The organism is uncultured Actinomyces sp., from assembly GCF_963526355.1.
Lineage (GTDB): Bacteria > Actinomycetota > Actinomycetes > Actinomycetales > Actinomycetaceae > Actinomyces.
This window is the reverse complement of sequence record NZ_CAUROW010000006.1, coordinates 17,240-34,784: the sequence shown is the minus strand read 5'-3', so window position 1 is coordinate 34,784 and position 17,545 is coordinate 17,240. Positions and strand designations below refer to the sequence as shown.

Annotated in this window: 20 protein-coding genes; 14 read left to right on the top strand and 6 right to left on the bottom strand. The window is 67.8% G+C overall.

The window, feature by feature from the left end; translation table 11 throughout:
- Nucleotides 1–136 precede the first annotated feature (136 nt).
- The 6 genes from RWR81_RS03085 (at nt 137) to RWR81_RS03060 (ending at nt 6,967) form a co-directional block, all read left to right on the top strand.
- Nucleotides 137–1,588, top strand: coding sequence for a cytosine permease (locus RWR81_RS03085; protein ID WP_314454229.1), 1,452 nt, complete (start codon nt 137–139; stop codon nt 1,586–1,588).
- A 44-nt stretch (nt 1,589–1,632) separates the two neighbouring features.
- The gene (locus tag RWR81_RS03080; protein WP_314454361.1) at nt 1,633–2,475 is read left to right on the top strand and encodes a purine-nucleoside phosphorylase; all 843 of its coding nucleotides are present in this window, start codon (nt 1,633–1,635) and stop codon (nt 2,473–2,475) included.
- A gap of 87 nt (nt 2,476–2,562) precedes the next feature.
- Nucleotides 2,563–2,913, top strand: coding sequence for a TetR-like C-terminal domain-containing protein (locus RWR81_RS03075; RefSeq protein ID WP_314454226.1), 351 nt, complete (start codon nt 2,563–2,565; stop codon nt 2,911–2,913).
- 100 nt (nt 2,914–3,013) lie between these two features.
- The gene (gene fumC / locus RWR81_RS03070; protein WP_314454222.1) at nt 3,014–4,450 is read left to right on the top strand and encodes a class II fumarate hydratase; all 1,437 of its coding nucleotides are present in this window, start codon (nt 3,014–3,016) and stop codon (nt 4,448–4,450) included.
- A 238-nt stretch (nt 4,451–4,688) separates the two neighbouring features.
- Nucleotides 4,689–6,488 carry a subtype A tannase gene (locus RWR81_RS03065; protein ID WP_314454219.1) on the top strand — a complete coding sequence of 600 codons (1,800 nt, stop codon included), beginning with the start codon at nt 4,689–4,691 and terminating at the stop codon, nt 6,486–6,488.
- A gap of 77 nt (nt 6,489–6,565) precedes the next feature.
- Nucleotides 6,566–6,967 (top strand): DUF1304 domain-containing protein, encoded by a 402-nt coding sequence (locus RWR81_RS03060; protein ID WP_314454216.1) that lies wholly within the window; start codon nt 6,566–6,568, stop codon nt 6,965–6,967.
- A gap of 39 nt (nt 6,968–7,006) precedes the next feature.
- On the opposite strand, the gene RWR81_RS03055 is transcribed toward RWR81_RS03060, so the two are convergent.
- Entirely contained in the window at nt 7,007–7,774 is a 768-nt protein-coding gene (locus RWR81_RS03055) for a DeoR/GlpR family DNA-binding transcription regulator (RefSeq protein WP_314454213.1), read from the bottom strand.
- Between the two features lie 209 nt (nt 7,775–7,983).
- Here RWR81_RS03055 and RWR81_RS03050 point away from each other — a divergent pair, with 209 nt between their 5' ends.
- Nucleotides 7,984–8,424 carry a VOC family protein gene (locus tag RWR81_RS03050; RefSeq protein ID WP_314454210.1) on the top strand — a complete coding sequence of 147 codons (441 nt, stop codon included), beginning with the start codon at nt 7,984–7,986 and terminating at the stop codon, nt 8,422–8,424.
- Nucleotides 8,425–8,535: 111 nt separating this feature from the next.
- Here the strand turns inward: RWR81_RS03050 and RWR81_RS03045 are convergent, their stop codons facing one another.
- A complete protein-coding gene (locus RWR81_RS03045; protein WP_314454206.1) occupies nt 8,536–9,309 on the bottom strand; it encodes a DeoR/GlpR family DNA-binding transcription regulator in 774 nt (257 codons plus the stop codon).
- Nucleotides 9,310–9,431: 122 nt separating this feature from the next.
- Here RWR81_RS03045 and RWR81_RS03040 point away from each other — a divergent pair, with 122 nt between their 5' ends.
- Nucleotides 9,432–9,608 carry a hypothetical protein gene (locus RWR81_RS03040; protein ID WP_314454203.1) on the top strand — a complete coding sequence of 59 codons (177 nt, stop codon included), beginning with the start codon at nt 9,432–9,434 and terminating at the stop codon, nt 9,606–9,608.
- A 10-nt stretch (nt 9,609–9,618) separates the two neighbouring features.
- On the opposite strand, the gene RWR81_RS03035 is transcribed toward RWR81_RS03040, so the two are convergent.
- Nucleotides 9,619–10,626 carry a zinc-binding dehydrogenase gene (locus RWR81_RS03035; RefSeq protein WP_314454201.1) on the bottom strand — a complete coding sequence of 336 codons (1,008 nt, stop codon included), beginning with the start codon at nt 10,624–10,626 and terminating at the stop codon, nt 9,619–9,621.
- A gap of 173 nt (nt 10,627–10,799) precedes the next feature.
- Between RWR81_RS03035 and RWR81_RS03030 the strand changes: the two genes are divergently transcribed.
- The 6 genes from RWR81_RS03030 to RWR81_RS03005 all read left to right on the top strand — a co-directional run bounded on the left by RWR81_RS03030 (nt 10,800) and on the right by RWR81_RS03005 (nt 15,330).
- A complete protein-coding gene (locus RWR81_RS03030) occupies nt 10,800–11,669 on the top strand; it encodes an ATP-binding cassette domain-containing protein (RefSeq protein ID WP_314454198.1) in 870 nt (289 codons plus the stop codon).
- Complete coding sequence (locus RWR81_RS03025; RefSeq protein ID WP_314454196.1) at nt 11,666–12,370, top strand: ABC transporter permease subunit; 705 nt, start codon at nt 11,666–11,668, stop codon at nt 12,368–12,370. The genes RWR81_RS03030 and RWR81_RS03025 overlap by 4 nt, the downstream gene beginning before the upstream one ends.
- Nucleotides 12,367–13,047, top strand: a complete 681-nt coding sequence (locus RWR81_RS03020) for an ABC transporter permease subunit (RefSeq protein WP_314454194.1) — start codon at nt 12,367–12,369, stop codon at nt 13,045–13,047. The genes RWR81_RS03025 and RWR81_RS03020 overlap by 4 nt, the downstream gene beginning before the upstream one ends.
- Complete coding sequence (locus tag RWR81_RS03015; RefSeq protein ID WP_314454192.1) at nt 13,044–14,042, top strand: ABC transporter substrate-binding protein; 999 nt, start codon at nt 13,044–13,046, stop codon at nt 14,040–14,042. Before RWR81_RS03020 ends, RWR81_RS03015 begins: the two co-directional genes overlap by 4 nt.
- 153 nt (nt 14,043–14,195) lie before the next feature.
- Nucleotides 14,196–14,819, top strand: coding sequence for an NAD(P)-binding domain-containing protein (locus tag RWR81_RS03010; RefSeq protein ID WP_314454189.1), 624 nt, complete (start codon nt 14,196–14,198; stop codon nt 14,817–14,819).
- 103 nt (nt 14,820–14,922) lie between these two features.
- Entirely contained in the window at nt 14,923–15,330 is a 408-nt protein-coding gene (locus tag RWR81_RS03005; RefSeq protein ID WP_314454187.1) for a helix-turn-helix domain-containing protein, read from the top strand.
- Between the two features lie 39 nt (nt 15,331–15,369).
- Here the strand turns inward: RWR81_RS03005 and RWR81_RS03000 are convergent, their stop codons facing one another.
- The 3 genes from RWR81_RS03000 to RWR81_RS02990 are packed head-to-tail and all read right to left on the bottom strand — an operon-like array spanning nt 15,370 to nt 17,545.
- Nucleotides 15,370–15,960 (bottom strand): dihydrofolate reductase, encoded by a 591-nt coding sequence (locus tag RWR81_RS03000; RefSeq protein WP_314454184.1) that lies wholly within the window; start codon nt 15,958–15,960, stop codon nt 15,370–15,372.
- Nucleotides 15,957–16,850 carry a thymidylate synthase gene (locus RWR81_RS02995; RefSeq protein WP_314454182.1) on the bottom strand — a complete coding sequence of 298 codons (894 nt, stop codon included), beginning with the start codon at nt 16,848–16,850 and terminating at the stop codon, nt 15,957–15,959. The genes RWR81_RS03000 and RWR81_RS02995 overlap by 4 nt, the downstream gene beginning before the upstream one ends.
- Complete coding sequence (locus RWR81_RS02990) at nt 16,847–17,545, bottom strand: hypothetical protein (RefSeq protein ID WP_314454179.1); 699 nt, start codon at nt 17,543–17,545, stop codon at nt 16,847–16,849. The genes RWR81_RS02995 and RWR81_RS02990 overlap by 4 nt, the downstream gene beginning before the upstream one ends.

Below are 17,545 nucleotides of genomic sequence, written 5' to 3'. Positions count from 1 at the left end.
AGTCTCATGACTGCGGCTGCTTCGCGGTGATGGCCTTACACTGCATCTCGAGCCTCTCACAAGGTCCAGTAACCGCTCCCCATCGGGCGTCTCCTCTCACGGCGCCCCTGTTTTCCGACACCGAGGTCGATCGCCCATGAGCAGCAGTACACCGGCGAAGTCCCCCTCCGCCTCCCGCGTCGAGAACGCCGGTCTTGACGTCATCGTCGAGTCCGATCGCAAAGGTCGGCCCAGCGACCTTTTCATGCCCTGGTTCGCCGCCAACATCTCCGTCCTGGGACTGTCGTGGGGCGCCTGGGTTCTCGGTTTCGGTCTGTCCTTCTGGCAGGCGGTCGTGGCCGGCGGTGTCGGCGTCGTCCTCTCGTTCCTCCTGTGCGGTGTCATCGCCGTCCTGGGTAAGCGGGGCAGTGCCCCTACCCTGGCTCTGTCCCGAGCCGCCTTCGGCTACAACGGCAACCGGCTGTCGGCCGCCCTGTCCTGGGTCCTCACCGTGGGCTGGGAGACGGTCCTGTGCGTCTCGGCCACCCTGGCCTCGGCGACGGTGCTCCAGGCCCTGGGATGGCACAACCGGCTCGGTGCCCAGATCCTGGGCTTCCTGCTCACCGTCGGCCTGGCGGCCAGCGCCGGAATCCTCGGTTTCGAGGCCATCATGAAGGTGCAGACCTGGATCACCTGGGCCACCGGTGTCCTCACGGTCATCTACCTCGTGCTCGTCGCGCCCCAGATCAGTCTTCGTGCGCTCCTGGCACTGCCCTCCGGTGGACCGGCGGCCTTCATCGGTGCCCTGGTCATGGTGGCCACCGGCTTCGGCCTGGGCTGGGTCAACGCCGCCGCCGACTACTCCCGCTATCTGCCCCGCAAGGCCTCGACGGCGGGCGTCATCGGCTGGACGACGCTGGGCTCGGCCCTGCCGTGCGTCGTCCTCGTCTTCTTCGGCATCCTCCTGGTGGGCTCTGACGCCTCCCTCGGAGAAGCCATCAACGCCGACCCCATAGGGGCCCTCACCACGATCCTACCCACCTGGTTCCTCGTCCCCTTCGCGATCGTCGCCATCCTGGGGCTGGCCGGCGGCATCATCATGGACTTGTACTCGTCGGGCCTGTCCCTGCTGGCCACCGGCCTGCCCGTACGCCGTCATGTGGCCACCTCGATCGATGCCACCATCATGACCGTGGGCACCATCGCCGTCATCTTCGGCGCCGACGACTTCCTTGGTCCCTTCCAGGGGTTTCTCACCACCCTCGGGGTCGTCATCGCTGCATGGGCCGGTGTCATGGTCGCTGAGGTCATCTTGCGCCGCCACGACTACGATGAGGAGGCCCTCTTCACGCCCGACGGCGTCTACGGCTCGGTCAACTGGGAGGCGATCGGCCTGGTGGCCGTCGGCTCCGTCGTCGGCTGGGGGCTGGTGGTCAACTCGGCCGCCTCCTGGCTGTCATGGCAGGGGTACCTGCTTGGGCCGCTGGGCGGTCGCGAGGGCACCTGGGCAGGTGCCAACCTCGGCGTGCTGATCGCCCTGCTCATCGGGCTGCTCGGGCATCTCGCCCTGGGACGGGGACGGGTGGTTCGGCAGGAGGCACGCTCGTGATCGACGCCGCCGGTATCCGCGACCCGGCCGCCCGGTCCGAGCGCATGGCGGCCCTGTGTACTTCCGCGGGTCCCGATGGCCCGGGAACGGACCTGGAAGGGGCCCATCAGATCGCCCGACGCACCGGTGCACCTCGTCATGACCTCCTCGTGGTCCTGGGCTCCGGTACGGCCGGCGCCCTGGCCGGCTGGGGCGAGCCGGCGACGAGCCTGCCCCTGTCGGACCTGCCCGGGGTGCTCTCCCCGGTTGCACCCGGCCAGAAGGACCGCCTCGACTCTTATGTCGTCGGCCGTGGCCGACAGGAGACCGAGCAGGAGGGTGAGGGAGAACAACGCGTGCTCGTGGCCCATGGGCGCACCCACCTCTACGAGGGGCATGGTCCCGGTCCGGTGGTCGCCCTGGCCCGTATCGCCGCCGCTGCTGGTGTGCGCTGCGCCGTCCTGGTCAATGCCGGGGGCTGCCTGCGCGACTGGGGGATCGGTGAGGTCATGACGATCACCGACCATCTCAACCTCACCGGCTTCTCGCCACTGACCGGCCCGGTCTTCACGGATGTGCGCGGAGCGTGGGACGCCGAGCTCGCCCGGGTGCTGGGGGCTGTGACCGACCGGTCCGGCGTCTATGCCGCCCTGCGCGGCCCGGAGTACCAGACCATGGCGGAGAGCCGGATGCTGGGGGCCCTCGGCGCCGACTGTGTGGGCATGTCCACCGTCATGGAGGCTATCGCCCTGCACCAGCTGGGCGTGCGTGTGGCCGGCATGAGCGTCGTCTCCGACCTGTCCTTCGCGCAGGTGCCCACCGACCCCGATGAGGTCGTCCGCCTCGCGACCGCCGCGCACGCGACGATCGCCACCGGCATCCGGGCGGTGCTGTCGGCGACGTCGTAGGCGGTCGGACTTGTACTGCGGCGTCGGAGCCCAGGTCGGGTAGATTGCCGAGCGGATTCGTCACGGTGCGGAACGGCATCGGGATACGTGGCAGCGGTTGCGTGCCGGCTGTCGGGCCTATATCGACTGCGCCGTCGAGGGCCCCATCATTACCAGCTGGTCTTCGGGGACACTCCGATCACCGAACCGGATCCCGGGTTGGAGGAGGCTGTTGACGACGCCATGGCCGCCGTCGGTGAGCTCGTCGCTCAGGCCCAGGATGCCGGTCTGCTGCGCCCCGGTCCGACTCGTGAGATTGCCACCATCGTCTGGGTCCTGCTTCATGGGTTGGCCGCTCTGCGGATCACCGGTCATCTCCATGGGCCCAGGACCATCGACGGAGGTGAGCATCTCGTGGACCTGCTCGATTGGGTTCTGGAACAGCTCCGGCCATCATGAGTCGCCGCCGTAACGACGCCGTCGGCCGGTAGCGATCTGAGACACGTCTGGGACGCCCGTCCTCGCATGTCAGGGACCATGAGCGCCTACCCTTGCACCTATGACAACTGATGCAAAGACGCCCAACCAGGCTGTCACGACCCGCACCGAATCCGACTCCATGGGCACCATCGAGGTGGACGCCAACCGGTACTGGGGGGCCCAGACCGAGCGGAGCCTGCACAACTTCGACATCGGCCGCGAGACCTTCGTGTGGGGCCGCCCCATGATCAAGGCCCTGGGAATCCTCAAGAAGTCCGCCGCCCTGGCCAACGCCGAGCTCGGCGAGCTGCCCACCGACATCGCCGACCTCATTGCCAAGGCCGGCGACGAGGTCATCGCCGGTGACCTCGACGCCGAGTTCCCGCTCGTGGTCTTCCAGACCGGCTCGGGCACCCAGTCCAACATGAACTCCAACGAGGTCATCTCCAACCGCGCCATCGAGCTGGCCGGCGGTGAGCGCGGCTCCAAGACCCCGGTCCACCCCAACGACCACGTCAACCGCGGCCAGTCCTCCAACGACACCTTCCCCACGGCCATGCACATCGCCGTTGTCAACGAGCTGGCCGCCATGTACCCGCGCGTCCAACAGCTGCGCGACACCCTGGACGCCAAGGCCAGGGCCTACACCGACGTCGTCATGGTGGGTCGCACCCACCTGCAGGACGCCACCCCCATCACCCTGGGCCAGGTCATCAGCGGCTGGGTTGCCCAGATCGACTTCGCCCTCGACGGCATCCGCTACGCCGACTCCCGCGCCCGCGAACTCGCCATCGGCGGCACCGCCGTCGGCACCGGTCTCAACGCCCACCCGAGGTTCGGGGTCCTGTGCGCGGCCAAGATCAGTGAGGAGACCGGCATTGAGTTCACCCAGGCGGACAACCTCTTCGCCGCCCTGGGCGCCCACGACGCCCTGGTCCAGGTCTCCGGTGCCCTGCGGGTCCTGGCTGACGCCCTCATGAAGATCGCCAACGACGTGCGCTGGTACGCCTCCGGCCCCCGCAACGGCATCGGCGAGCTCATCATCCCCGAGAACGAGCCCGGCAGCTCGATCATGCCCGGAAAGGTCAACCCCACCCAGTGCGAGGCCATGACCATGGTGGCGACGAAGGTCTTCGGCAACGACGCCACCGTCGGCTTCGCCGGATCCCAGGGCAACTTCCAGCTCAACGTCTTCAAGCCGGTCATGGCCTGGTGCGTCCTGGAGTCCATCCAACTCCTGGGTGACGCCTGCGTCTCCTTCGACACCAACTGCGCCTACGGCATCGAGCCCAACACCGAGCGGATCGAGGCCAACCTGGAGACCAACCTCATGCAGGTCACCGCCCTCAACCGCCACATCGGCTACGACAAGGCCTCCAAGATCGCCAAGAATGCCCACCACAAAGGACTGTCCCTGCGCGAGTCCGCCCTGGAGCTCGGTTTCGTCACCGCCGAGGAGTTCGACAGGTGGGTCGTTCCCATGGACATGACCCACCCCAGCGCCGCTGAGGACTGAGTCCAGGCTTGTCCGCCCGCTGACGACGGCGCTGCCGGCCTCCGTATAAGGTTGGCAGCGCCGTCCGTTGTACGGGCAATGGGGTCGGTGCTCTGTCGCGCTCATCATCAGCCGGGTACCGATTCACAGGAATGCCACAGGTGCGCCTTGGGGCCTGCCTGGCCTTACAGTGATGTGCTAGTCGCGTATGACGACGCGTGAACGAGGCACGCGACTGACTGTGCCGGAGGGGAGCGCCATGAACCTGCCACGACGTACCATTTTGACTGCCCTGCCCACTGCGGCGGGACTTCTGGGCCTGGGCGCCTGCTCGGGCGGAGGAGCCGCCTCGCAGGATTCCGCCGCATCGACGTCGCAGGCCGCCACTGACCCGAAGCTGGCGCTGGATAATGCCGCCTGGCGCTACGACGCCACCGGTGATGTCTACTACCAGCTGGGCCTGAGCTACGTGGCCACGCCACAGGCCTCCGACTACGAGACCCTGGGCATCTACGTGCCCGGTGCCTACCTCACCGGAACTGACAACGGCAACGGCACCTACACCGCCACGGTCAACGACTCCGGCGCCGTCGGCGGCTTCACCGCTGCCACCGCACCGACCGTCTTCCCGGTCAACACCCCGGGCTACTCCGCTCAGAGGCCGCCCACCGAGTACTCCTACGACATCATCAAGGCCTACATGGAGGCCGGCCTCATCTACGTCCACGCCGGCCTTCGCGGCAAGGACTCCAACTCCCAGACCTATTCCGGCAACGCGCCCTGGGGAGTCACCGACCTCAAGGCCGCCGTGCGCTACCGGCGCTACAACGCGTCCTCCGTCCCAGGCGATGCCACCAAGGTCTACGTCTTCGGGCACAGCGGGGGAGGGGCTCAGAGCGCCATCGTCGGGGCCTCGGGCGACAGCGGACTGTTCGCCCCCTACCTGGCGGCCCTGGGGGCAGCCACCACTGGTACCAGTGGCAAGGCCCTGTCCGACGCCGTTGCCGGAGCCATGTGCTGGTGCCCCATCACCACCTTGGACAGCGCCAACGCCGCCTACGAGTGGAACATGGGCCAGTTCACCTCCTCCGGCACTCGTGCCGAGGGCACCTGGACGAGGGCCTACTCCCAGGACCTCGCGGCCGCCTTCCCCACCTACCTCAATGAGTTGAAGCTGACCGATTCGGACGGCAAGCCCTTGAGCCTGGAGAGCTCTTCGAAGGGCACCTACCTGGCCGGCTCCTACTACGACCACCTCATGGCGGTCATCCAGACGTCTCTCAACGACTTCCTGGCGGCCACGACCTTCCCCTACACGCCCTCGTCCACTGAGATGGCCGGAATGGGACCTGCTGGCGGTGGTGCCCCCGACGGCGGGACGCCCCCTGAGGGCGGCGGGCCGGACAGTCAGTCCGGCGGTGGGACCACCACCTACAACACGGTGGAGGAGTACATCGCCTCTCTCAACTCCTCCTCGCAGTGGGTCACCTACGACGCCTCCACCAATACCGCGACGATCACCGGCCTCGAGGGATTTGTCACCTCTCAGAAGAACGCCTCCAAGGACGTGGGGGCCTTCGACGGCGTCGACCGTGCCCAGACCGAGAACCTCGTCATGGGCTCGGGCGAGAGCAAGCTGCACTTCTCCTCCTTGAGCCGAGAGGTCATCTCCGAGGGGCAGTCGAAGTACTCCGCCCTCAGCGGCTGGAGTGATGACTACGGCGTCGCCGCGTACGAGAAGGACCTTGCTACGAAGGACTCGGTCGGCACCGACATGGCCACGCGCGTGTCGATGTACGACCCCCTCTACTACCTCACCCAGGACTCCAGGGGGCGTGGCACTTCGACCATCGCCCCGGCCTGGCGCATCCGCACCGGTATCACCCAGGGCGACACGGCCTCCACCGTGGAGGTCAACCTCGCCCTGGCGCTCCAACAGGCCGGAGCCGGCAACGTCGACTTCGCCACCATCTGGGGCCAGGGGCACACGATGGCCGAGCTGACCGGCTCCGGTGAGGAGAACTTCATCGCCTGGGTGATCAAGCAGGCCTCCTCCTGAGCATGGGAGGTTCCGGGGATCATCCCGGAATAGCGACGGCGGTGGGGCGGTTGAGGTTCCGGTTTCTGCCCGTCCTCATGAATCGAGCGCTCATGCTGACTGCTGCCATGGTCTTCGCTGTCCTGGCCTCCGCCCTCCACGTCCTCATCTTCTACATGGAGTCCATTGCCTGGGAGGGGACTCTGGCCCGAAGGACCTTCGGTGGCACGGTCGAGGAGGCCAGACCGCACGCCTTCTACGCCTTCAACCAGGGCTTCTACAACCTCTTCCTGGCCCTCCAGGCGATCATCGGGGTCGTCCTCACAGCCCTGGGGCACACGGCGATCGGGGTCGCCCTGATGCTGGCCGGGACCGGAGCCATGCTGGCGGCCGCCGTGGTCCTGGCCCTGGCCTCGACGCCCCATCGCAGCGCAGCGGCCAAACAGGGGGCGCTCCCGCTGATGGTCGTTTCCTGCACCATCGTGGCGCTCCTGGGCTGAGCCAACTGGCTGCGAGCAGCCAGCCGCAGCTGCTCACGATTAGTCGCACAGCACGACGTCGACCCCGGCCTCCTGCAGCTCCTCGAGGGTGTCGGGGGCGATCTGGCTCGTTGTCAGCAGCACGTCGAGGTCCTCGATGCGCCCGAACCGGTAGGTGCTGGTTTGGGTGATCTTGCTCGGCGCGGTCGGCAGAACGCGTCGGGTGGAGGAGGCCATGATGGCGCGCTTGACCATAGCGTCGTCGGACTCCATGACGGTCAGGCCCTCACGAGTGGACACGGCGCAGGTGGATAGGACCGCGATGTCGGCCCGGAACGCGCGCACCGCCTCGACTGCCTCGGCGGAGAACAGGGAAAGGGACTCCGGATCAACCGGGCCGCCCGCGATGGTCACTGCGGCTCCGCGCACGGAGGCCACTGCCGCACCGGCGCCCAGCGACAGGCACAGGACCCGGATGTCGCGGCCGGCGAGCTGCTCGGCCACCATCTCGCAGGTGGTTCCGGAGTCGATGATGACCGCCTCCCCGTCCTCTATGAGCTCGGCGGTGGCCTGAGCCAGGCGGCGCTTGATCTCTACATCCTGCCTGCGACGCATGGAGGCCGGCCGGGCGGCCCCACGGCGCGGTGCGCGCAAAGCCCCACCGTGGACTCGGGTCACCAGGCCCTCATGGGCCAGCTCGGCCAGGTCCCGGCGGATGGTGATGACCGAGACCCCGGTCAGCCGGGACAGCGCCTGCACACTGTGGACCGTGGTGGGGCTCAGGGCGCGCAGTATCGTGCGGCGCCTCTCGTGAGGACTGTCAGGCATGCTTCCTCCGCATCGGCAGCGATGAGGTGATCGTTTTGCTGGAAAACGGGCAATGACAATGATCGTATGGTCTCCTATGGTTGATGTCAACGGAGCAACGTTCAGTTAAACCGTTGAGTTAGCAGGAGAAAATCGCTGTTGAAGGGAATGATCGTACGGTCATCTCTGGTCATTAGCAGTGATTCCGCACCGTCAGGAAGGAAACGATCATGCCGTATCTCGACCACGTTGCCATCTGGGTCGCCGACCTCGACGACGCCCGAGACTTCTACTCCCACTGGTTCGACGGGCACGCCAACGGTCTCTACGAGAACCCGAAGACCGGCCTGCGCACCCATGTCCTACACTTCGCCGAGACTCCCGCGGACGAGCGGGGGACCCGCCTGGAGATCATGACCCGTCCGGAGCTCGCCGAGCGGCGAGAGGCCGACGCGCTGGGCTGGGCTCACGTCTCCTTCGGCCTGCCCGGGCGCAATGACGTCGACCGCCTGGCCTCCAACATGTCCGAGGCCGGCGTGCCGGTCATCGACGGACCTCGTGAGACCGGTGACGGTTACTATGAGGCCACCGTGCTCGACCCCGAGGGAAACCGTGTCGAGCTCGTCGCCTCCGACTACTCCGACGACGTCGCCCTGCGCCCTACCTTCTGAGCCGGAGAGGCCGCAATAGTACTCAGTATTCCCAGATACTCTCCAGTGGAGCTGCGTCTGACGGCGTGGCCCCACCATGTGGCTGGGCGGGACTGCGTGTCTATATGGCCTCTACACGTCGTGCACCTCGACGGACACACCTGCCTCCTGCAGGCCCGTCAGTGTTTCCGGGTCGATGTCGGTCGTTGTCAGCAGGGTGTCCAGGTCGCTCAGCTCGCCGAAGCCGTATGTGGAGGAACGTGTCAGCTTGCGTGGTGGAGCGGGCATGAGACACCGGGATGACGAACCGATGATGGCCGCCTTGAGGACGGCGTCGTGATCCTCGGTGCAGGTCAGGCCGCTTTGCGCGGAGGCGGCGCAGGCGCCCAGGACGGCGACGTCGGCGCGGAAACGGCGCACGGCGTCGACTGCGGTCGTCGTCAGCATCGCCAGCGTGTCGGTCTCGACGATCCCTCCGGGAACGGTGACGATCGGGCCGGGCGTGGATGCCAGTGCCACTGCGGCCGACAGTGACAGGCACAGGACCCGGATGTCGCGGCCGGCGAGCTGCTCGGCCACCATCTCGCAGGTGGTTCCGTTGTCGATGATGACGCTCTCCCCATCGTCAACAAGTGCTGCCGTGGCCCGGGCCAGCACCCTCTTGGCCTCCAGGTCCTCGCCGCGGCGCAAGGAGATCGGCTGGCTGGCCCCGCGCCGGGGTGCGCGCAGCGCACCTCCATGGACGCGGGTGACGAGACCCTCGTGGGTGAGCTCCGCCAGGTCGCGACGAATCGTCACCCCGGAGACGCCGGCGAGTCGCGACAGGGCGTTCACGCTCATGACCGCTGTCGTGCTCAGGCTCTTGAGGATCTGCCGCTGACGACTGGTGGGGGAGAAGGTGCTCACGGATGATCACTTTACGTTAAAATGAAGATTCCAGATGATCATATGGTCTCCTACAGTAGTGGGCGTCGACAGAGATCGGCGCAGAATTCGTTGACGTGGCAGCGATTTACTGAGGAGTCAACATGATCGGAAATGCTCTCAACCGTGTTGCCAGTGCCGTCGACGCAGCCTACTCCCGGTGGCTGGAGGGCGTGCTGGGGCGCACTGCAGGACCTGCGGCAAGCCCCTATGCGCAAGGCATTCAGGCCCTGATCAAGGGCGACTTCCGAGTCGACGACGCCGTGTCCCTGGCGGCCTGAGCGCGTCGACTCAGTCCCAGGGCAGACCGACTAGCTTGCCCACGTGGCGTCCCAAGGCCATGTCCTCGTGCGCCTGGGCGATGTCGGCCAGAGGGTAGGAATGGACGGGCAGGAGATCGAGATCGCCCGACTCAATCCGGTCCAGAATCCGCTGAAGCACCTCTGCCGGCAGGTCCTGGGCCTGGCCGGAGTAGGTGGTCAGACGTACCCCGTTGGGGATCCAGTCCATCGGGTAGAAGTCAGAGATCGTCCACGAGTCAGACAGCATCCCGGAGAAGCAGACCGTTCCGTGAACCGCCGTCGCCGCCAGCGAGTCCTGCAGCGTCGGCACGCCGACCAGTTCAAGGACGGCGTGAACCCCACTCGGCTCTGCCTCGCGCAGCCGCGGAGCGACCTTTCCGTCGTCCAGGAGTGGGATGGCGCCTCGTGAGCGCAGTAGCTCCAGCCCGGCCTCGCGGCGGGAGGTCGCATAGACCCGGCAGCCCATGTCGGTTGCGAGCGCGGCCGTGGTCAGTCCGAGCGCCGAGGTACCTCCGCGTACGAGCAGGCTCTGCCCCGGCTGGAGATCCAGGCCTGTGGTCAGGGCTCCGTAGGCCGTCTGTAGTGTCTCGGGCACCGAGCCGATGACCTCCCAGGGCAGGCTGGAGCGGAAGGTGATGATCTGCGTGCGCGGTACGATGACGTACTGGGCGTATCCACCGTCGAAGACCCGTCCCATCCCGCCCATCATCGTGACCGCCTGGGTGCCGGGTGCCAGGATGCCCCCGGGGTCCAGGTCGATAACCCCGGAGGCCTCGATCCCCAGGATGCGAGGGAAGGTCATCCCCTCAGCCATGCCGTGCACGGAGTGGTACTCGCTGCGGTTGAGGCCAAAGGCCATGACCTTCAAACGCACCCAACCCTCGGGTGGGGCGGGAACCGGGAGCTCGACGACGTGGAGGTTGCTGATGCTCCCCGGTTCGCTGAGCCGGGCCGCCAGCATAGTTGGGGGAGTAGTGGCGTCAATCGTGTCCGGCATGTCTGCGCCTCCAGGGGACGGGTGGTGTGTACCTGGGTATTTGCTTTCAATCCTGCACCAATCGCCTTGGTAAAGCCTGCCTTCCTCCGGTTCAGCAGGTAATGGCTGGTATCGTTGCGGCACACCATACGGTCGTGCTGTCAGCGGCCAGGAGAGGACATCCGGCACCTTCTATGAGCAGCACCATTACCTTCGATGACGTCACCAAGTCGTACCCGGCTGGGAGGGGCACTGGATCCGGTTCTCCCGCCGTCGACTCCTTCTCGGCCCGCATCGAGGCCGGCACCACCACCGTCCTGCTGGGTTCATCGGGCTGCGGCAAGACCACCCTGCTGCGCATGGTCAACCGCATGGTGGAGCCATCCAGCGGTCGGGTTCTCATCGACGACGAGGACGTCGCCACCCGCGACGCCGTCGCCCTGCGCCGCTCCATCGGCTACGTCATGCAGAATGCGGGGCTGCTGCCTCACCGACGCGTCATCGACAACATCAGCCTGGTACCCAGCCTTCAACGCGTGGGACGCCATGACTCCCGGCAGCGGGCCCTCGAGCTCATGGACCTGCTCGACCTCGACCGCGACCTGGCCGGGCGCTACCCCCACCAGCTCTCCGGTGGCCAGGCCCAGCGCGTCGGCGTGGCCCGGGCCCTGGCCGCTGATCCGGGTGTGCTCCTCATGGACGAACCCTTCGGCGCCGTCGATCCCCTCGTGCGCCGCGACCTCCAGCGCGAGATGGTCCGCATCCAGGCCGAGCTGGACAAGACGATCATCTTCGTCACCCACGACGTCGACGAGGCCCTCGCCCTGGGCGACGAGATCATCCTTCTGCGTGAAGGCGCCCAGGTAGCCCAGCGCGGCAGCGGCCCCCAGCTGCTGGCCGACCCGGCCGACGACTTCGTCGCCCGCTTCCTCGGCCTCGACGACGCCGCACGCCAGCTGAGGCTCAAGGACGTCGCCGAGTCCCGCATCGTCCTGGACCGGGCCGGCCGCGCCGTCGGGCGTCTGGCCGACGAGTCCTCCGCGGAGGCGGAGGAACGGGCATGAGCTGGGTCCTGGCCAACCTGTCCACCATCGCCGGGCACCTGCTGGCCCACCTGCTCCAGGCGGTTCCCGCGATCATCGCCTCCTTCGTCCTGGCGATCCCCATCGCCCGGCTGGCCCGCACCGCCCGCCCGCTGCGCGCCGTGTTGGTGACCGGCTCCTCGCTGCTCTACGCCGTCCCGTCCCTGGCCCTGTTCGTCATCCTCCCCATCATCCTGGCCACCGGCATCCGCGACCCGCTCAACGTCATCGTGGCACTGACCCTTTACGGGCTGGCGCTCCTGGTGCCGACCACCGCCGACGCGCTCGACGCCGTTGACGCACGCGTCCTGGATGCCGCAGCGGCCATGGGTATGGGGCGCATCCGCTGCTTCCTCACCGTCGAGCTGCCGCTGGCGGGCCCCGCCATCCTCACGGGCCTGCGCGTGGTGACGGTCTCGACGATCTCACTGACCACTGTCGGGGCGGTCCTCGGTGTGCGCAGCCTCGGCTGGCTCTTCACCGACGGCTTCCAGCGCGGCATCACCGCTGAGATCGTCACCGGCCTGGTGTCCACCGCGGCCCTGGCCCTCGTCCTGGACGGGCTCGTCCTCGCTCTGGGGCGACTGTGTCTGCCCTGGACCTGGAAGCGCGCCGGCGCCGCCGGAGCGGCCGTTGCCGAAGCCGGTGCAGCCGCCTCACAGAACCAGGAGGTCAAGGCGTGAGGTTCGTCCTGGCCGCGCTGGCCTACATCGCCGATCCCGCTCACTGGAACGGGGCCATGGGGATCGGTTCACTGCTGGGACAGCATGTTCTCTACTCCCTGGCCGGTGTCCTCATCGCCGCCCTCATCGGGGTCCCCGCCGGCTGGTGGGTAGGGCACACCGGGCGCGGGCGCGCCTGGGTGCAGCCGCTCAGTGGAGCGGCCCGCTCCCTGCCCACCCTCGGCCTCATCACGTTGTTCGGCCTTGTGCTCGGGGTCGGCCTGAGCGCTCCCATGATCGCCTTCGTCGTCCTGGCCCTGCCCAGTGTCTTGGCCGGAGCCATGAGCGGCGTGCGGGCGGCCTCTGCCATGGCCGTCGACGGCGCCCGGGCCAGCGGCATGAGCGAGCTCCAGATCCTGGGACGGGTGGAGATCCCCTTAGGGGCGCCGCTGCTCGTCGGCGGGCTGCGCTCGGCCAGCCTCCAGGTCATCTCCACCGCCACGCTGGCCGCCTACACCGGCGCCGGCGGGCTCGGCAGACTCATGTTCCTGGGCCTCAAGACCCAGGACTACGTCATGATGCTCGCCTCAGCGCTCCTGGTCATCGCCCTCGCCCTGGCCTCCGAGGCCCTCTTCGCCCTCATCCAATGGGGTGTCACGCCCCCGGGCGCCCGGCAGCACCGGAAGGAATCAGCATGACCGCACAGTCCAACCAGCGCTCCGGCAGGCAGCTGACGCGACGCGGCCTGCTGGCCGGTGTCGGCACGGCCACCGGCCTGCTCGCCCTGAGCGCCTGCTCCGACACCGACCCCTTCGCCGTCGACCGGGCCTCAGGAGGTTACTCCGGCGGTCCGATCATCATCGGCAGTCAGCAGTACTACTCCAACGAGATCATCGCCGAGCTCTACGCCCAGATGATGGAGAAGGCCGGTCTCACCGTCACCCGCGAGTACCAGATCGGTCAGCGCGAGGTCTACCTGCCCGAGCTCGAGGCCGGCAAGATCCACGTCATCCCCGAGTACGGCGGCAACCTGCTGGAGTACTACAGCAAGACCTCCGCCTCAGTCAACCCCACCGCCGCGACCGCCACCGCGCCCGCCTCCCGCACCGCCAGCGATACCGCCTCCATCCAGGACACCCTGCTGAGGACCCTGCCGCACTCGCTGACCGTCCTGAACCCGGCCGAGGCGACGGACCAGGACTCCCTGACCGTCACCAAGGCCACCGCCCAGGCCCACTCCCTGACCTCCATCGGCGACCTGGCCTCACTGGGGCGGTCCGTCACGATCGCCGCGAACTCGGAGTTCACCACCCGCCCCTACGGTCCCAAGGGCCTCAAGGCCGTCTACGGCGTCGACGCCTCCGTCACGCCGGTGGAGGACTCCGGCGGACCGCTGACCGTCAAGGCGCTCACCGACGGCACCGTCGATGTCGCCGACATCTACTCCTCTGATCCCGCCATCGGGGTCAAGGACCTCGTCATCCTCTCCGACCCCCAGATGCTCATCCTCCCGCAGAACGTCACCCCGCTGGTGTCGGCCTCCCTGCCGGCCATCGCGGCCACAGCCATCAATCGGGTTTCGGCCTTGTTGACCCCCGACGAGCTGCGCTCCCTCAACCAGCGCTCCACCGGCGAGAAGCTCAGCTCCAAGGTCATCGCCACCGACTGGCTCACCTCCAAGAAGCTGCTCTGAGCGGCGAGCGGCCCGCGGTGCTCGGAGTCTCAGTGATGGCAGAGAGCGTGCGCGAAGACAGTTAGTGATCTCTTTCATGCAGTCACTCTCTATTGGAAAGCGAGTCTCTGTGAGAGAGTTCAGGTGTTCGTTTACCAACACCAAGGAGCTCTCATGTCCGTCCCCTCCATCTCCATCATCGGCGTCGGCAACATCGGATCAGCTGTCGCAGGTCTGGCGGTCAAGGCCGGCGCCAGCACTCAGGTCCTGGTGCGCGACACCTCCAAGGTCACTGGCCTGTCGGGCGTCGACGTCGCCGAGATCGGCTCGCCCCTGACCGGTGACATCGTCGTCCTCGCCCTGCCCTACGCCGCCATCGACGACGTCATCGCCGCCTACGGCGCGCAGGCCTTCGCCGGCAAGGTCGTCGTCGACCCGACCAACCCCCTGGACTTCACCACCCTCGACTCTCTCGTACCGGCCGGTAGCTCTGCGAGCGCCGAGCTCGCAGTGAAGCTCCCGGACGCCCAGGTGGTCAAGGCCTTCAACACCGTCTTCGCCGCCGTCCTGGCGAGCGGCACCATCGGCGCTCGCCCGGCCACTGTTCTGGCTGCTGCCGACTCCGCGGAGGCCAAGGCGAGCCTGCGCTCGTTCGTCGAGGCCGCCGGACTGACGTGGGCCGACGCCGGCGAGCTCAAGCGGGCGGAGCGTCTGGAGGCACTCGGGGCGCTGGGCATCGCCCTGGGTGTCACCGAGCAGATCGGTTGGACAGGGGGGCTCGCCGTCGTCGCTGAGTGAGATGCACGGTCCGCGGGTAGCCTGTCACCCATGTCCGTCGTCGGCCGCTCACACGTGTGGGCGCCCGACGACGAATCAGCGACCAAGCACATGAGGAGACACCGTGGCCGACACTGAGCAGCCGACCGGCACGCAGCAGGCGGGGGAGATGGCGCCCAACCCCTATAGCCGCAGCTGCCCCTCACGCCGTCTGCTCAAGTCTCTCGGCGACCTGTGGACCGTGCTCGTCGTCGGGGCGCTTCACGAAGCGGACCAGCCACAACGATTCAAGGAGATATCGGTCCGAGTCGACGGCATCTCCACCAAGATGCTCACCCAGACCCTCAGGGGACTTGAGCGCGATGGACTCATCGAGCGCCATCAGTACCCTGAGATCCCACCGCGAGTGACCTACGAGCTCACTGACTCAGGCAAGGGGCTGGCGGAGGCGCTCGCCCAGGTCGAGGCCTGGGCCACCGACCACCTCAGCGCTGTCAGCCAGGCCCGGGCGCGCTACGACGCCGACCACTGAGCCTCCACGAAACGCTCGCCGAGAGCGTTTCGCGCGCGTCTAGAGGTGCCGCCAGGTCTCCACACGCCAGCGCGCGTCCCCGGATGCGGGGCGCCACTGGCCCTGTGGGTCGGACAGGGACTGATCAATGGCCCACTCCTGAGTGCTGATCCCGGGCGCTCGCACCAGCGCCGAGTCGGGCAGGCCGCGCTCGCGGGCCCGCTCGGTGGCGTCCAGGTCCAGGACGCTGACGACGAGCATATCGGGCAGGCCATCGGCCAGTGCCTGCTCGTAGACACTGCCGCCACCGATGACCCACAGGCGGGGCAGCCCGGCAGCATCCCCCTCACGAGGATCGTGCCCCAGCTCCGCGGCCAGGCCCCGCGCCGCCACCGAGAGCCCCTCGCGCAGCGAGCCGGCACGGATCGCCCCCTCGGCCTGCCAAGACCGGTCACGGGTGAGGACCACGTTGCGCCGACCGGGCAGGGCGCCGGCCAATGACTCCCAGGTGGTGCGTCCCATGACCAGCCCGCAGCCCATGGTCGTGGCCTTGAAGTGGGCGAAGTCCGCCGGCACGCGCCACAGCATGCCGCCATCGGCCCCCAGGACGCCGGTGACGTCCTGGGCCCAGATCATTCCCAGGCCGCTCATACCGCGACCGGGGCCTTGATCGTGGGATGGTGCTCGTATCCCTGGGAGGCGTCAATGTCGTCCATCTCGTAGGCGTCGATGGAGGCGGCACGCTCCAGGCGCAGCGTCGGGAAAGTGTACGCGCTCGGTACCCGGGAGAGCTGGGTGCGAACCTGCTCGACGTGGTTGTCGTAGATGTGGCAGTCCCCGCCGGTCCAGATGAGTTCACCTGGTTCCAGGCCCGCCTGCTGGGCGAGCATGTGGGTGAGCAGCGCGTAGGAGGCGATGTTGAAGGGCACCCCCAGGAACAGGTCAGCGCTGCGCTGGTAGATCTGCAGGCTCAGGCGGCCATCGGACACGTAGCACTGGAAGAAGGCGTGACAGGGTGACAGGGCCATAGAGCCCAGATCGGAGACGTTCCAAGCCGAGACCAGCATGCGCCGCGAGTCCGGGTCGGTGCGCAGCGTGTTGATGAGCCCAGTGATCTGGTCGATGGCGCCCCCGTCCCGGGCGGGCCAGGAGCGCCACTGGGAACCGTAGACCGGCCCCAGCTCGCCGGAGTCATCGGCCCACTCGTCCCAGATCGTGATGCCCCGCTCCTGGAGCCAGCGCACGTTCGTGTCCCCGCGCAGGAACCACAGCAGCTCGCCCTTGACGGCCTTCATGGCCACGAACTTGGTGGTGATGCGCGGAAAGCCCTGTCCCAGGTCGTAGCGCAGCTGGCGAGCGAAGAGAGAACGCGTCCCGGTACCCGTGCGGTCCGACTTCGGGGCGCCGTTGATCAGGACGTCCGCCAGGAGGTTCTCGTAGGCGGCGTCGACGTCCGGTGGGGGGGCGAGCCTCATCTGCGCCAGCGCCGGGTACTGGGCGGCCGACGGCGACGGCTCACTCGCGTTGCCGACACCGCTCATGCGTCGATCACCTCGACACGGGAGTTGTCGACGTAGCCGCCTACAAGGAGCTGGGGTCCCAGTGCCGCCTGCGCCCCCTCAATGACCTGGTTGGCCAGTGCCCGGCCTCCGGACCAGCCGATGGCGGCCCCGATCCCGAAAGGGATGAGGCGCCCCAGTGCCAGCGCCCCGCCCTTGGCGGCCGAGCGCTTGGCCACCCGCTTGATGAGATGGGCATTGATCGACTTCACCGAGGGCAGGGGCATCTGCATGAGCACCTGCGCCGCCCAGAACATCGTGGACAGGCCCAGTTGGCCCTGAACCGCATCGGAGCCCTCCTTGCCCAGGAGGGCGGAGAGAACCAGGGCCCGACGGCGCTCGGTGTCGACGACATGGACTCCCTGGATCTCCGCGACGGTGAGAACGTACGTGACGGCCGAGGCGATGAAGGCGGCGCTCTGGCCGACTGTCAGAGCGGCGGCCGCTCCCGTGCTGATGGCCGGTATGGCCGCGGAGGCCCCGACGGCACCCGATGAGAGCCCCGCGTCCCGCCGGAAGCGGGAGGCAGCCATCTCGACGAGTTCGGCGGCGTCGGCCCCGGGGCGGTCCCGGCGCATCCGTGCGACGCGCTCCTCGATGCGGGCGGCTGGGATGGAGATGGCCTTGTCGATGGCACGTTCCAGCGCGGTGGAGCGCCCAGAGCGGGAGGTGTTCAC